Annotated in this window: 11 protein-coding genes; 4 read left to right on the forward strand and 7 right to left on the reverse strand. The window is 70.1% G+C overall.

Annotated elements, in window-relative coordinates; all coding sequences use genetic code 11:
- Positions 1-78: 78 nt before the first annotated feature.
- The 3 genes from Tther_RS01725 to nth are packed head-to-tail and all read right to left on the reverse strand — an operon-like array spanning position 79 to position 2,304.
- Positions 79-816, reverse strand: coding sequence for an arginyltransferase (locus Tther_RS01725; RefSeq protein WP_143900240.1), 738 nt, complete (start codon positions 814-816; stop codon positions 79-81).
- Between the two features lie 16 nt (positions 817-832).
- Positions 833-1,606: a leucyl/phenylalanyl-tRNA--protein transferase gene (aat, locus tag Tther_RS01730; RefSeq protein WP_143900243.1), complete on the reverse strand. Its 774-nt coding sequence runs from the start codon at positions 1,604-1,606 to the stop codon at positions 833-835.
- On the reverse strand, positions 1,603-2,304 hold the full coding sequence (gene nth, locus Tther_RS01735; RefSeq protein ID WP_143900245.1) for an endonuclease III: 702 nt from the start codon (positions 2,302-2,304) through the stop codon (positions 1,603-1,605). Before nth ends, aat begins: the two co-directional genes overlap by 4 nt.
- A 75-nt stretch (positions 2,305-2,379) precedes the next feature.
- Here nth and Tther_RS01740 point away from each other — a divergent pair, with 75 nt between their 5' ends.
- Positions 2,380-3,576, forward strand: a complete 1,197-nt coding sequence (locus tag Tther_RS01740; RefSeq protein WP_185974973.1) for an aminotransferase-like domain-containing protein — start codon at positions 2,380-2,382, stop codon at positions 3,574-3,576.
- 10 nt (positions 3,577-3,586) lie between these two features.
- Here Tther_RS01740 and Tther_RS01745 read toward each other — a convergent pair whose 3' ends face one another.
- The gene (locus tag Tther_RS01745) at positions 3,587-4,117 is read right to left on the reverse strand and encodes a redoxin family protein (RefSeq protein WP_143900249.1); all 531 of its coding nucleotides are present in this window, start codon (positions 4,115-4,117) and stop codon (positions 3,587-3,589) included.
- Between the two features lie 56 nt (positions 4,118-4,173).
- Between Tther_RS01745 and Tther_RS01750 the strand changes: the two genes are divergently transcribed.
- Both Tther_RS01750 and Tther_RS13615 read left to right on the forward strand, forming a co-directional pair.
- Positions 4,174-5,544 (forward strand): TrpB-like pyridoxal phosphate-dependent enzyme, encoded by a 1,371-nt coding sequence (locus Tther_RS01750; RefSeq protein WP_143900252.1) that lies wholly within the window; start codon positions 4,174-4,176, stop codon positions 5,542-5,544.
- Positions 5,545-5,613: 69 nt separating this feature from the next.
- Positions 5,614-8,409 carry a bifunctional diguanylate cyclase/phosphodiesterase gene (locus tag Tther_RS13615; protein ID WP_143900255.1) on the forward strand — a complete coding sequence of 932 codons (2,796 nt, stop codon included), beginning with the start codon at positions 5,614-5,616 and terminating at the stop codon, positions 8,407-8,409.
- Between the two features lie 9 nt (positions 8,410-8,418).
- On the opposite strand, the gene serB is transcribed toward Tther_RS13615, so the two are convergent.
- The 3 genes from serB to mfd all read right to left on the reverse strand — a co-directional run bounded on the left by serB (position 8,419) and on the right by mfd (position 13,389).
- Positions 8,419-9,135 (reverse strand): phosphoserine phosphatase SerB, encoded by a 717-nt coding sequence (gene serB / locus Tther_RS01760; protein ID WP_143900257.1) that lies wholly within the window; start codon positions 9,133-9,135, stop codon positions 8,419-8,421.
- Positions 9,136-9,244: 109 nt separating this feature from the next.
- On the reverse strand, positions 9,245-9,886 hold the full coding sequence (locus Tther_RS01765; protein ID WP_143900259.1) for a YitT family protein: 642 nt from the start codon (positions 9,884-9,886) through the stop codon (positions 9,245-9,247).
- 23 nt (positions 9,887-9,909) lie between these two features.
- Positions 9,910-13,389, reverse strand: coding sequence for a transcription-repair coupling factor (mfd, locus tag Tther_RS01770; RefSeq protein ID WP_143900261.1), 3,480 nt, complete (start codon positions 13,387-13,389; stop codon positions 9,910-9,912).
- A 28-nt stretch (positions 13,390-13,417) separates the two neighbouring features.
- Here mfd and ispD point away from each other — a divergent pair, with 28 nt between their 5' ends.
- Positions 13,418-14,671 (forward strand): 2-C-methyl-D-erythritol 4-phosphate cytidylyltransferase, encoded by a 1,254-nt coding sequence (ispD, locus tag Tther_RS01775; RefSeq protein WP_143900263.1) that lies wholly within the window; start codon positions 13,418-13,420, stop codon positions 14,669-14,671.

Consider the following 14,671-nt stretch of genomic DNA (forward strand, 5'->3'; position numbering starts at 1 on the left):
ACGAGATGAAATCGCGCCGTTTCCCGCGCGGTGCGGTGGGGTGGGGGTGACAGCGCCACGCCAGCCCGGTTTTGGGGTTCAGAGGGCCAGGCGCCACTGGCCGTCCTGGTAGAGCTCGTGCGGTCGAAAGCGCACCTTGTAGGCCATCTTGGGGCTGTCCGCGATCCAATAGCCCAGGTACACGTAAGGCAGGTGCAGCCGGCGCGCCTGCTCGATTTGCCACAGCACGCTATAGGTCCCCAGCGATCCCGGCCAGTCGGGGTCGTAGAAGGTGTAGACCGCCGACAGCCCGTCGTCGATGAGGTCGATGAGCGCGACCATGACCAGGGGCTCGGGGCTGCCGGGCGGCGCCGGTGCGCGGAATTCGACCAGGCGCGAGTTGACGTGGCTTTGCAGCAGGAATTGGCTGTACTGCTCGACGTTGTCGTGGTCCATGCCGCCGCCGGGGTGGCGGCTGCGCTGGTAGCGCAGGTACAGCGCATAGTGCTCAGGCGCAAAGCCCGGCCGCATGACCCGCTCGCGCAACGTGCCATGGTCGCGCCAGGCGCGTCGCTGGCTGCGGTTGGGCACGAACTCGGCCGCGCGCACGCGCAGCGGTATGCAGGCTTGGCAGCCGTCGCAGTGCGGGCGGTAGGTGAACAGACCGCTGCGCCGAAAGCCGCTGGCCACCAGGCGGGAGTAGGTCTCCCCTTGGATGAGGTGGCTGGGTGTGGCCACCTGCGAGCGCGCGAGCCGCTGCGGCAAATAGCTGCACGGGTAAGGCGCCGTGGCGTAGAACTGCACGGCGGTCAGGGGCAGTTCCTGTAAGCGGGTCACGGGGCAGCGGCAGGGTTCACGGGCGGTCTGTGGGCAGCAACGGCGCACCGGGCCACAACTGTTGCCAGTATAGGCAATCCCAGCGCCACGTGGGGGCCGGGGCCGCGCAGGCGTGCTGGATGGCGCGCACGAAGTCGTGGCGGGGTTCCTCGGCCGCGCCAAGCGAGGCCAGGTGCCGGGTGGCTTGCTGGCAGTCGATCAGCGGCACGCCCCAGGCACGGCAGGCGGCCACCAAGGCCGCCAACGCCATTTTGGAGGCGTCACGCCGCCAGCTGAACATCGACTCGCCAAACACCGCGCGGCCGATGTTGACCAGGTACAGGCCCCCCACCAGTTTCCCCTCCCACCAGGCTTCGACGCTGTGCGCGTGGCCGGCGCGGTGCAGGGCACGGTAGGCCTCTTGCATCGGGGGCACGATCCAGGTGCCGTCTTGCCCCGGACGCGGTGTGTGGGCGCAGGCGGCGATCACGGCGTCGAAGGCGCTGTCGATGCGGATGTCGAGCTGGCCACGGCGCAGGCCGGCGCGCAGCGCCTTGCGCAGCGAGTCGTGCAGGCGAAACCGCGCCGGCCGCAGCACCATGCGGGGGTCCGGGCTCCACCACAACACCGGCTGCTCGGCGCCAAACCAGGGGAAGATGCCGTGCCGATACGCGCGCAGCAAGGTGTCCACGTCCAGCGCGCCGCCGGCGGCCAGCAACCCCGGGATGGGGTCACGCGCGCCCCATGCCTGCTCGACGGGCGGAAACGGATCCCCGGGTTCGAGCCAGGGCAGGGGGGCGGCGCGGCTCATGGGCGGGGGGTGCGCGCAACGCGCCGAGGCGCGGTGGCGGGGGATGCCGGTGGCTTAGCATCCGCCCCGGCGTTGCGGCGGGCGTGGTCGCACCACGCGGCCACCGTGCAGGTGGTGCAGCGCGGGGCGCGCGCCGTGCACACGTAGCGCCCGTGCAGGATCAGCCAGTGGTGCGCATCGCGCAAAAAACGCTGCGGCACCCGTGCCAACAGCGCCTGCTCCACCTGCAGCGGGGTTTTGCCTGGGGCCAGCCCGGTGCGGTTGGCGACGCGGAAGATGTGGGTGTCCACGGCGATGGTCGGCTCGCCAAATGCCACGTTGAGGATCACATTGGCCGTTTTGCGGCCGACACCGGGCAGCGCCTCCAGCGCAGCCCGATCGCGCGGCACCTCGCCCCCGTGGCGCTCCAGCAAAAGCTGGCAGGTCTGCAGCAGGTGGCGCGCTTTGCTGCGGTACAGCCCAATGGTGCGGATGTGGGCCTCCAACCCCGCCTGCCCCAGCGCGAGGATGGCCTGCGGCGTGTTGGCCACGGCAAACAGCCGCCGCGTGGCCTTGTTGACGCTCACGTCCGTGGCCTGGGCGCTCAGCAGCACCGCCACGAGCAGCTCGAACGCACTCGTATACTCGAGCTCGGTCTGCGGATGGGGGCGTGCGGCCTGCAAGGTCGAAAAGAATGCCTCGATGTCACGCGGTGTCATGGTGGGGGCAGCGCCGGAGGGCGCCGTCCTGCAATGCAAGGAGTGTTCATGAGCGATTGTGCCGCGAGCGAGCCGGTGCGTCTGGCCGAGCGTCTCAACCACGTCGAGACATCGGCCATCCGGGAGCTGTTCAAGCTGCTGGGCAAGCCGGGCATCATCAGCTTTGCCGGCGGGTTTCCGGATGCGGCGCTGTTCGACGTGGACGGCATCCGCGAGGCGACGCTGGCGGCACTGGACAGCCAAGCCGGCGCGGCGCTGCAGTACGGTGCGACCGAAGGCTTGGACGCGCTGCGCGAGCAGCTCGCCGCCTTCATGGCCGGCAAGGGCGCGCGCGACGTGACCGCCACCGACCTGATCGTGACCACCGGCAGCCAGCAGGCGCTGGATTTGATTGGCAAGGCGCTCATTTCGCCGGGTGACAAGGTCATCGTCGAGGCACCGACGTTCCTGGCCACGATCCAGTGCTTCAAGCTCTATGGGGCCGAGCTGATCACGGTGCCGGTGGACGATCAGGGCGCCGATGTGGAGGCGCTCGAGCGCCTGATCGCGCAGCACCGGCCCAAGTTCGTCTACCTGATCCCGACCTTTGGCAACCCGAGTGGCGCGCAAATGAGCCTGGAGCGCCGCCGCCGCGTGCTGGAGCTGGCGGTGCGCACGCGCACGCTGGTGGTCGAAGACGACCCCTATGGCGACCTGTACTTCGACGTCCCGCCGCCGCCCAGCCTGCTGGCACTCAGCCACGAGGTGCCGGGCGGCCGGGCCTGCCTGGTGCACTGCGGCAGCCTGAGCAAGGTGCTCTCGCCCGGGCTGCGCATCGGCTGGATGGTGGCGCCGCCCCTGCTGCTGGCCAAGGCCACGATGTGCAAGCAGTTCAGCGACGCGCACACCAGCACCTTTGCCCAGGCCACGGCGGCGCAGTACCTGGCCAGCGGCCGCATGCCGGCGACGCTGCAGCGCGTGCGTGGCATTTATGCACAGCGCGCCGCCGCCATGGTGCAGGCGCTGCAGCAGACCTTGGGCGCGGCGATCGATTTCGTGCCGCCGCGCGGCGGGCTGTTCGTGTGGGCGCGCTTGACGGGTGCCGGCGGCGGTCCGACCGACGCCGTGGCGTTGGCGCAGCGCGCGATCGCGCACGGGGTGGCTTTTGTGCCTGGCGCGCCCTTCTTTGCGCGCGATCCCGACGTGGCCACGCTGCGGCTGAGCTTTGCCACCGTGGACGAGGAACGCATCCGCGAAGGGGTGCGCCGGCTGGCCGCGGCGCTGCACGGATGACACGCGGGGTCTAGCCCGCCCACCACAGGCGCAGCCGCATGCCCCAGCCGGTGGTGTAGCCGACCGTGACGTGGCGCAGGCGGTTGGCGCCGTCGAGCACGGCAAACACTGGGACGGAGCTCCAGCCATGTGCTGCCGCGATGCGCCCATCGGTGTCGAGCAGCGTGACCCACGGCAAGCCGCGCTGGCGCAGGTGCGCGCGCACGCTGGCGGCGTTGCCGCTGCGGGTGGCCACGGTGACGACGGGGTGGGTGGCGGCCAGCGCGGTGACGGTGCTCTCTTCGGCGCGGCAAATGCTGCACCAGGTGGCCCACACGTGCAGCGCCAGCGGCGCGTGCGCGTCCAGACCGAGCTGGGCGCGCAGGTCCTGCCAGGTGCCGCGGCCCTCGGTCCCGTCGGGCAGCAACCAGGCCAAGGTGCCCGACGGCGCCCAGTGCTCGGGCGTGCCGCGCGTCAGCCACGCCTGCAGCCCCAGGAAAACCCCAAGGGCGAGCGTCAGGGTGACGGCAGCTTCGCGTACAAAATGGCGCATGCGAGCCATGGCGCCATCGTACCGCGTGCCGGCACGCCTTTTACCGTCCCGAGGAGATTGACCCCATGACCACCCCGACCAAATTTTTGCTACAGGAAAGCCAGATGCCCAAATACTGGTACAACATCGCGGCGGACCTGCCCAAGGCCCCGCCGCCGGTGCTGCACCCGGGGACGCTGCAGCCCGTCGGGCCCGACGACTTGGCGCCGCTGTTCCCCATGGAGCTGATCCTGCAGGAGGTCAGCACCGAGCGGGAAATCGAAATCCCCGAACCGGTGCGCGAAATCTACCGCCTGTGGCGGCCCAGTCCGCTGTTTCGCGCCCACCGGCTGGAAAAGGCGCTGGGCACGCCGGCCAAGATCTTCTACAAGTACGAGGGCGTCAGCCCCGCCGGCAGCCACAAGCCCAACACCGCGGTGCCACAGGCGTTTTACAACGCCCAGGCGGGGACCAAGCGCCTGACCACCGAGACGGGCGCGGGCCAGTGGGGTACGTCGCTGTCGTTTGCCGGCCAGCTCTTTGGGCTGGAGGTGCTGGTGTTCCAGGTGCGGGTCAGCTATGACCAAAAGCCCTACCGCCGCGCGGTGATGGAAACGTATGGCGCGCGCTGCCTGGCCTCGCCGTCGATGGAAACCGAATATGGCCGGCGCGTGTTGGCGCAGCGCCCCGATCACCCGGGCAGCCTGGGCATCGCGATTTCCGAGGCGGTCGAGCTGGCCGCGCAGCGCGAGGACACCAAGTACGCGCTGGGCTCGGTGCTCAACCACGTGCTGCTGCACCAGACCGTCATCGGCCTGGAAGCGATGGAGCAGCTGCAGATGGCCGATGCCTGGCCGGACGTGATCGTCGGCGCCACGGGGGGCGGCAGCAATTTCGCGGGCATCGCGTTCCCGTTCATCCGCCACGGCTTGCGCGGCGGCGCCAAGCCGCGCATCGTGGCGGTGGAGCCGGCCGCGTGCCCGTCGCTGACACGCGGCAAGTACGCCTACGACTTTGGCGACACCGCGCACCTGACGCCGCTGACCAAGATGCACACCCTGGGCTCGACCTTCACGCCGCCGCCGTTCCACGCCGGCGGGCTGCGCTACCACGGCATGGCGCCGCTGGTGTCGCACCTCAAAGAGCTGGGGTTGATCGAGGCCGTTGCCTACACGCAGACGCAATGCTTCGAGGCGGGCGTGCTGTTTGCGCGCAGCGAGGGCATCGTGCCAGCGCCCGAAGCCAACCACGCGGTCAAAGGCGCGATCGAGGAGGCGCTGCGCTGCAAGCGCGAGGGCCGCAGCGAAACCATCCTGTTCAACCTCTGCGGCCACGGCCACTTCGACATGGCGGCGTACCAGAAGTACTTTGCCGGTGAGCTCAGCGACGAAACCTACGACGAGCGCGAGCTGGCCATGGCGCTGTCGGGGCTGCCCAGCGTGCCGGAGCCGGCGTAAGACGAGGGGAGGCGGCATGAGGCGGCAGCCACGCTTGGCCAGCCCGCACAGGCATAGGAGGGTGCAGCGGTGGTGCTGAACTCGCTGTCCGTGCGGCTGTGGCTGCTCGTGCTGGCGACGGTGCTGCCCATGCTGGCGATGTCGGTGCTCGACCATCGCCGCGCGCACCAGGCGGCACGCCAGGCGCTGCGCGACGAAATCCGCGCGGTTTACCTGGCGGTGCAAACGCGCGAGGCGCAGGCGCTGGACGAGGTGCGCACCGCCTTGCGTTTGATGGCGCGTGCCAATGATTTGCAAGAGCGCGACCCACTGGCGTGCAGCGGGTTGGCCGCGCGTCTGCTGCTGACGTTCGACCGCTTCAACAACCTGGGCGCGGTGCTGCCCGATGGCATGGTGTTTTGCAGCGGCCGGCCCCTGCCGCCCGGTTCGCCGTCGGTGTCGGTGGTGGATCGGCAATGGTATGTCGAGGCGCTTGCGGCCAACGACCTCACGCGTGCCGAGGTGGTGATTGGCCGCATCAGCGGCCAGCCCGGGCTCGTGTTCGGCTACCCGGTGCGCCGGCCGGACGGGCAATTGCACGTCCTGCTGTTTGCGGCGCTGCAGCGCGAGTGGTTTGCGGCCATGCAGGATACGCTGCGCTTGCCCGAGGGGTGGCGGGTGACGGTCGTCGATGCCCAGGGGGTGCCGTTGACGGACGCCGCGCCAGCCCGCGAGCGCCAGCCGCTGCCGCTGTGGAGCCGCCTGCAGCCCCTGGCGGGGCGCGCGCCAGACGAGAGCGAGGACGCGTTTCATGAGCTGCGCGATGCGCAGGGGCGCCGGCTCGTGGGGTTGCTGCCGTTGCGGTTTGCGCACCAGCCCCTGTACGTCGTGCTGGAGGCGCCGCTGGAGCGCACGCTGTCGGCCATCGACGACACGCTGCTGCGTCGCCTGGCCCTGCTGGCGGTGCTGGTGGTGGGGGTCGTGGCGTTGGCGCGGCTGCAGGTGCACCGGCTGGTGGAGCGCTGGCTGGCGCGTTTGCAGACCGCGGTGGCGGACGTGGCCGCAGGGCGCCGCGACGTGGTGCTCACGCCACGCTCGCCGCTGGTGGAGTTTGCCGCGGTCGAGACCGGGCTGGAGCGCATGGTGCAGGCGCTGGGGCGCAGCGAGTCCGAGCTGCGCCTGCTGCAAACCGCCATCGAGCAAAGTCCGCAAAGTGTGGTCATCACCGACGCCGCGGCCAACATCGTGTACGTCAACCGGGCGTTCGAGCGCATCAGCGGCTACCCCGCGCACGAGCTGCTCGGCCGCAACCCGCGCCTGCTCAACCGGGGGCGCACGCCGCGCAGCACCTACACCGAGATGTGGGCCACGCTGACCAGCGGGCAGTGTTGGAGCGGGGTGTTTCACAACACCCGGCGCGATGGCACACCCTACGACGAGGAGGTCACGATCGCGCCGGTGCGCGACGCCAACGGCACGGTCACGCACTACGTCGGCATCAAGGTGGATGTCACCGAGCGCCTCAAGGCGCAGCAGCGCGTGCACGAGCTGTCGTACTACGACCAGCTCACCGGGCTGCCCAACCGGGCGCTGTTGCTCGATCGTCTGCGCCAGAGCGTGCTGTCGCTGCGGCGACACGGCGGCAGCGGGGCGTTGCTGCTGGTGGACATCGACCGCTTCAAGCACATCAACGATGTGCTCGGCCACGATGCGGGCGACGCCGTGCTGCGCGAGATGGCGCAGCGCCTGCAGCAGGCGGTGCGGCACGAGGACACCGTGGCGCGCCTGGGCGACGATGCCTTTGCCGTGGTTCTGTCGGATCTCTCGGACCATCCGGCGCTGGCGGCGGCGCATGCCGAACGCCTGGCGCACAAGCTGCAGGCCGAGATGCTGCGCCCCTTTGCGCCGCCGGGCGCGCCCCAGCCGTACTACGCCACCGTCAGCATCGGCCTGACGGTGTTCTCCGGGGCCGAGGTCACGCCCGAATCGCTGCTCAAGCAGGCCGAGGTGGCGCTGTTTCGCGTCAAGGAGGAGGGGCGCAACGGCCTGCGCTTCTACCACGACTCGATGCAGGAGGCGGTGCGCGAGCGCGTGGCGATCGAGCAAGGGCTGCGCGAGGCGCTGGTGCACGAGCGCTTTCGGCTCCACCTGCAGCCGCAGGCGGATGCGACGGGCCGCATCGTCGGTGCCGAGGTGCTGTTGCGCTGGTTGCGCGACGACGGGCAGTTGGTTGCGCCGGGTGTCTTCATCGACATCGCCGAAGAGACGGGGCTGATCGTGCCGATTGGCCGCTGGGTGCTGCGCCAGGCGTGCGAACTGCTGGCCCGCTGGGACTCCATGCCGCGCGCGGGGACGCCGCAGTCGCCGCTGGCGTTGTCGGTCAACGTGAGCTCGCGCCAATTTCGCCAGCCGGACTTCGTCGACGACGTGCTGGCCATCGTGCGCGCCAGCGGCGCCGATCCGCGCCGCCTGGTGCTGGAGGTCACGGAAAGCGTCTTCCTCGGCGATCTGGACGACTCGGCGCGCCGCTTGCAGGCGCTGCGCGCCCATGGCATCCAGATTTCGCTGGACGATTTCGGCACCGGGTATTCGTCGCTGTCGTACCTGCGCTCGCTGCAGGTGGACGAAGTCAAGATCGACCAGTCCTTCGTGCGCTCGATGCTGCACGACCGCGGCAGCGACGCCATCGTGCGCGCGGTGATCGCGCTGAGCAACACGCTGGGTTTGCGCACCGTGGCCGAAGGGGTGGAGACGCCGCAGCAGCGCGACTACCTGCTCGAACAGGGTTGTCGGGTCTTGCAGGGGTATCTGATTGGCCGGCCCACGCCGTGCGAGCAGTGGGCGTCGGCGCTGCCACCGCCCGCCAGCGGCGCCGAGCCGGGCTGAGCGCGGCGCTTACGGTTGCACCACCTCCAACAAGCGGTCGAGCCCGCCCATGTCGATGGCCACCTTGGCCTGCAGGCGTACTTTGGGCTTGGCGCGGTAGGCCACCGACAAACCGGCAGCGGCCATCATCTCCAGGTCGTTGGCGCCATCGCCCATGGCGATGGCCTGCGCCGGTGTGCAGCCGATCAGGTCACACGCCTGCAACAGGGTACGGCGTTTTTCGGCACCGTCGCAGATGTCGCCCCAGCTCTGCTCGAGCAGCCGGCCGCTGAGGCGGCCGTCGACCACCTCGAGCTGGTTGCTGCGCGCAAAGTCCAGCGCCAGCCGCTCGCGCAGCCGGTCGGTAAAAAAGGTAAAGCCACCGCTGACCAGCAGCACCTTCAGCCCCGCGCCCTTGCAGGCCAGCACCAGTTCGGCTGCGCCAGGGTTGAGTTTGAGGCGCTGGCGATAGACCTGCTCCAGGTGCTCCACCGGCACGCCCGCCAGCAGCGCGACGCGCCGGCGCAGGCTCTCTTTGTAGTCGGGGATCTCGCCGCGCATCGCGGCCTCGGTGATCGCGGCCACCTCGGCCTTGCGGCCGGCGGCGTCGGCGATTTCGTCCACGCACTCGATGTTGATGAGCGTGGAGTCCATGTCGAAGGCGATCAGCTTGAAGTCGCGCAGGCGCAGCGGGGGGGTGATGCCCTGGATGCTCAGGCCGGGGGCGATTTCGGTCAGTGGGTTCATGGCAGTCAGCGGGGGCGAAGGCGCCCGCGAGTATAGAGAGAAACCCGCCGCGGGTGCCGGTGTCGTGTCGGCCCGGGACGGACGTTTGCAACGGGCGTTGCGGCCGGCCTCAATAGGCGACGTAGCGCCCGGGCTTGTGGTTGATGGCCAGCGTGAAGTTCATCAGCGCCGCCCCCAGCACCGACAATGCCAGCTGCCAGCCGCCCACCCACGGCACGGCCAGCAGCAGGATGGCGCCGTCGATGGCGAGCTGCACCGCCCCCGCGCGCCAGCCAAAGCGCTCCTGCAGCCACAGCACGAGGGTGTTGAAGCCGCCCAAGCTGGCGCGGTGCCGAAACAGGATGATGAAGCCCACCCCGATGAGCAGGCCGCCGGCCACGGCGGCAAACAGCGGGTGCACCCGCTGCAGCGCCAGCCAATGCGGCATGGCCTCGGTCAGGATGGCCAGCAGGCCCACCGCCAACACCGTTTTGAGCGTAAACGCCGGGCCCAGGCGCACCCAGGCCAGGGCGTAAAACGGCAGGTTGATGGCAAACACCAGCGCGCCAAAGGGCCAGCCGGTGGCGTAGTGCAGCACGAACGCCAGCCCCACGGTGCCGCCGGTGACGAAGCCGGCGTGCCGAAACAGCACCAGCCCCAGTGCGACGATGAGGGTGCCGGTCAGCAGCGCCTGGGCGTCGTCGAACCAGGTGTGGCGCTCGGCCACCAGGGGCGTATCGGCGGTTGCCGGGGTGGGGGATGGGGTGGTCATCGGGCGTTCGGGCGGAGGGTCACTCAGGCATCGGCGCCAGGCAACAGGTGGCGCAGCACGTCGCGGATGAGCTGCACACGCTGGCGCGGCTCGGCCAATGCGCGCTCGATCTTGAGGCGGTCCTGGCCGGCCAGCTTGATGTGGCGGTTCTTTTGCACCAGCTCGATGATGCGCATCGGGTCCACGGGCGGGTTGGGGCCAAAGGTCAGCAGGGCGTGGGTGGGCGTGGCATCGATTTTGACCACGCCGCAGCGCGCCGCCAGCACCCGCAGCCGGTGCACGTCGATCAGGTTTTGCGCCGCCGGCGGCAGTTTGCCAAAGCGGTCGACGATTTCTTCGACCAAGGCGTCGAGCTGCGCGTGCGTCTTGGCGGTGGCGAGCTTTTTGTAGAAGCTCAGCCGCAGGTGCACATCGCCGCAGTAGTCCTGCGGCAGCAGGGCGGGCGCGTGCAGGTTGATCTCGGTGGTGGCGGCCAGCGGCTTGAGCAGGTCGGGCTCCTTGCCCTCGCGCAGGCTGCGCACGGCCTCGGCCAGCATCTCGTTGTAGAGCTGAAAGCCCACCTCGGTGATGTTGCCGCTTTGCGCTTCGCCCAGCACCTCGCCGGCGCCGCGGATTTCCAGGTCGTGCATGGCCAGGTAGAACCCGCTGCCGAGTTCTTCCATCTGCTGGATCGCTTCCAGCCGCTGCGCGGCCTGCTTGGTCAGGCCCTGCATGTCGGGCACCAGCAGGTAGGCGTAGGCCTGGTGGTGGCTGCGGCCCACGCGCCCGCGCAGCTGGTGCAGCTGCGCCAAGCCAAACTTGTCGGCGCGGCTGATGACGATGGTGTTGGCCGTGGGCACGTCGATGCCGGTTTCGATGATGGTCGAGCACAGCAGCAGGTTGAAGCGCTGCGCCACGAAGTCGCGCATGACGCGCTCGAGCTCGCGCTCGGGCATCTGGCCATGGGCGATGGCGATGCGCGCCTCGGGCAGGAGCTTTTCGAGCTGGGCGCGGCGGTTTTCGATCGTCTCCACCTCGTTGTGCAGGAAGTACACCTGCCCGCCGCGTTTGAGCTCGCGCAGCACCGCCTCGCGGATGACGCCGTGGTTTTCCTCGCGCACGAAGGTTTTGATGGCCAGGCGCCGCTGCGGCGCCGTGGCGATCACCGACAGGTCGCGCAGGCCCTCCAGCGCCATGCCCAGTGTGCGCGGGATGGGGGTGGCGGTGAGGGTGAGCACGTCCACCTCGGCGCGCAGGGCCTTGATCGCCTCCTTGTGGCGCACGCCAAAGCGGTGCTCCTCGTCGATGATGAGCAGGCCGAGGTTTTTGAATTTCGTTTTTTCGCTGAGCAGCTTGTGCGTGCCCACCACGATGTCGATGCTGCCGTCTTCCAGCCCTTTGAGGGCGGCGGCGATTTCCTTGGCGGTGCGAAAGCGGCTCATCTCGGCGATGCGCACCGGCCACTTGGCAAAGCGGTCCTTGAGGGTTTGGTAGTGCTGCTCGGCCAGCAGCGTGGTGGGCGCCAAAAACGCCACCTGTTTGCCGCCGGTGACCGCGACGAAGGCCGCGCGCAGCGCCACCTCGGTCTTGCCAAAGCCCACATCGCCGCACACCAGCCGGTCCATGGGGCGTGGGCTGATCATGTCCTGGATGACGGCGTGGATGGCGGCACGCTGGTCCGGTGTTTCCTCGAAGCCGAAGTCGTTGGCGAAGGCCTCGTAGTCCTTGGCGTCGAAGCGGAAGGCGTGCCCGGCGCGCGCGGCGCGGCGGGCGTAGACGTCCAGCAGCTCGGCGGCGGTGTCGCGCACCTGCTCGGCGGCCTTGCGCCGGGCCTTGTCCCACTGGCCGCTGCCCAGGCGGTGCAGCGGGGCCTCGTCGGCGCTGACGCCGGTGTAGCGGCTGATCAGGTGCAGCTGCGACACCGGCACATAGAGTGTGGCCTGCTGCGCATACTCCAGGTGCAAAAATTCCTGCAGCGCCGGGGTGCCGTCGGGGTTTTTCTCGCCCAAGTCCAGGTTGACCAGGCCGCGGTAGCGGCCGATGCCGTGTTGGGCGTGGACCACCGGGTCGCCGATTTGCAGCTCGCTCAAATCCTTGATGAGCGCCTCGACGTCGCTGACCTGCTCTTGCTTGCGGCGCCGGCGCAGCGTGGGGCCGGCGGCAAACAGTTCGGTCTCGGTCACGAGCTCGAGGCCCGCCTCGGGCCAGGCAAAGCCGGCGGCCAGGGGCGCCGTGGCGATGCCCACGCGCTCGGCGCTGGCGCGAAACGCGGCCAGGTCGTCAAAGCCCGGCGGGTCCAGGCGGCTGGCACGCAAAAAATCCAGCAGGCTTTCGCGCCGGCCCTCGCTTTCGGCCAGGATCAGCACGCGCGCGGGGTTGTGCTGCAGGTGCGCGTGCAGCCGCTGCAGCGGGTCGTCGGCGCCGCGCTGCACGGTCAGGTCGGGCAGCGTGTCGATGACGCCGCGCCAGGCGGCCACCGCCTCCTCGCCGGATGCGGGCCGCAGCGCCCATTGCGCGTGCGGCTTGGCGCGGGCATAAAAGCCCTCGGCATCCAAAAACAGGGTCTCGGGCGGCAACACCGGGCGTTCCGGGTCGCCCTGCATCAAGCGGTAGCGCTCGCGCGTGTCCTGCCAAAAGCGCTGGAAGGCATCCTCCACGTCACCGTGCAGCACCAGCGTCGCGTCTGCGCCCACGTAGTCGAAGACGGTGGCGGTGTCCTCGAAAAACAGCGGCAGGTAGTACTCGATGCCGGCGGTGGCCACGCCGTTGCCGATGTCCTTGTAGAGGCGGCTCTTGGTGGGGTCACCCTCCAGCCACTCGCGCCAGCGGGCGCGAAAGCGCGCGCGCGCCGCCTCGTCCATGGGAAATTCGCGCCCGGGCAGCAGGCGCACCGCCGGCACCGGGTAGAGGCTGCGCTGGGTATCGGGGTCGAAGGTGCGGATGGAGTCGATCTCGTCGTCGAACAGATCGATCCGGTACGGCATGGCCGCCCCCATCGGGAACAGGTCGATGAGTCCGCCGCGCACCGCGTACTCGCCCGGGCTGACCACCTGGGTCACGTGCTGGTAGCCGGCCAGCGTCAGCTGCGCGCGCAGGCGCGCCTCGTCGAGCCGCTGCCCGGTCTGAAACGTGAAGGTGTAGGCAGCCAGGAACGAAGGCGGGGCCAGGCGCGCCAAGGCCGTGGTTGCCGGCACCAGGATCACGTCGGCGCCGTCGTCGGCGCCACGCTGCTGGATGCGCCACAGCGTGGCCAGCCGCTCCGAGATCAGATCCTGGTGCGGCGAGAAGGTGTCGTAGGGCAGGGTTTCCCAGTCGGGAAAGAGGGCGCAGCGCAGCTGCGGCTCGAAAAAGGGCAGCTCGGCCAGCAGCCGCTGGGCGTCGGCGGCGTCGGCGCAGACGATGGCGGTGGGACGGCCCGCGGCTTTGTCGCGGGCGGCCTGGGCGGCCAGCACCAGCGCGTCGGCCGACGCAGGCGGACGCGGCGACTGAAACCTCTTGCCGGGGAGGAGGCGAGGAAGGTCCATGAGGGGCTGCATTCTAGAATCCGCGGCCATGACCGATACCACCGCATGCCCCGATGCCGACCCCGCCCGTGGGGCGGCATGGCCGCAGGACGGCGACGCCGCGCCGCGCTGCTACGCGCTGGTGCCTGCCGCGGGCAGCGGCAGCCGCGCCGGGTTGGCTGGCCCCAAGCAGTACCACCGGCTGGCCGGGCGGCGCGTCATCGACCACACGCTGGCGGCGTTGACGGCGGTGCCGGCGCTGGTGGGCGTGGCGGTGGTGCTGGCGCCCGACGACCCGACCCCGCTGGGCGATGGTGAGCGGGTGCGGGCTTGGCGCGTCGGGGGTGCCACGCGCGCCGAAAGTGTGTTCAACGGTCTGCAGGCGCTGGCCAGCGCCGGGGCGCGCGCGCACGACTGGGTGCTGGTGCACGACGCGGCCCGTTGTCTGGTCCGCCCGGCGGACATCGCGGCGCTGATCGAAGCCTGCCGGGACGACCCCGTGGGCGGCCTGCTGGCCATGCCGCTGGCCGACACGCTCAAGGATGGCGCGTCCGACGGGCGGGTCGAGCACACGCTGCCCCGCGAGGGCAAATGGCTGGCGCAGACGCCGCAGATGTTCCGCCTGGGCGCGTTGCGCGCGGCGCTGCAGCGGCACCAGGCCAGCGGCTTTGCCGGCATCACCGACGAGGCCAGCGCCATCGAGCACGCCGGCGCGCGGCCGCGGCTGGTGCGTGGCCATGCGCAAAACATCAAAGTCACCTATCCGGAGGATTTCGCCGTGGCCGAAGCCTTGCTGCAAGCAGGTGCGGCGCCCGCGTGGCGCGTGGGTGAGGGCTGGGACGTCCACGCGCTGGTGCCCGGGCGCCGCCTGGTGCTGGGGGGTGTGGAGATCCCGTTTGGCCGCGGGCTGCTGGGCCACTCCGACGCCGACGCACTGCTGCACGCGATCACCGATGCGTTGCTGGGCGCAGCCGGCTTGGGCGACATCGGCACCTGGTTTCCGGATACGGACGCGCGTTTTGAAGGCGCGGACTCCGGCCAACTGCTGCAGGCGGTCGCTGCGGCGGTGCGCGAGCGGGGTTGGCAGCCGGTCAATGTCGACGCCACGGTCGTGGCCCAGGCGCCGCGCCTGGGGCCCTACCGGGCGGCCATGCAAGACCGTATCGCGCGCTGTTTGGGTGTGCCGCCGGATGCGGTCAACGTCAAGGCCAAGACCGCCGAGCGCTTGGGCCCGGTGGGGCAGGGTCTGAGCATCGAGGCGCGCGCGGTGGTGTTGCTGCAGCGCCGCGCGGGCACGGCCTGA

Origin of the sequence: Tepidimonas thermarum, from assembly GCF_007556705.1 — a bacterium.
Taxonomy (GTDB): Bacteria; Pseudomonadota; Gammaproteobacteria; order Burkholderiales; family Burkholderiaceae_C; genus Tepidimonas; species Tepidimonas thermarum.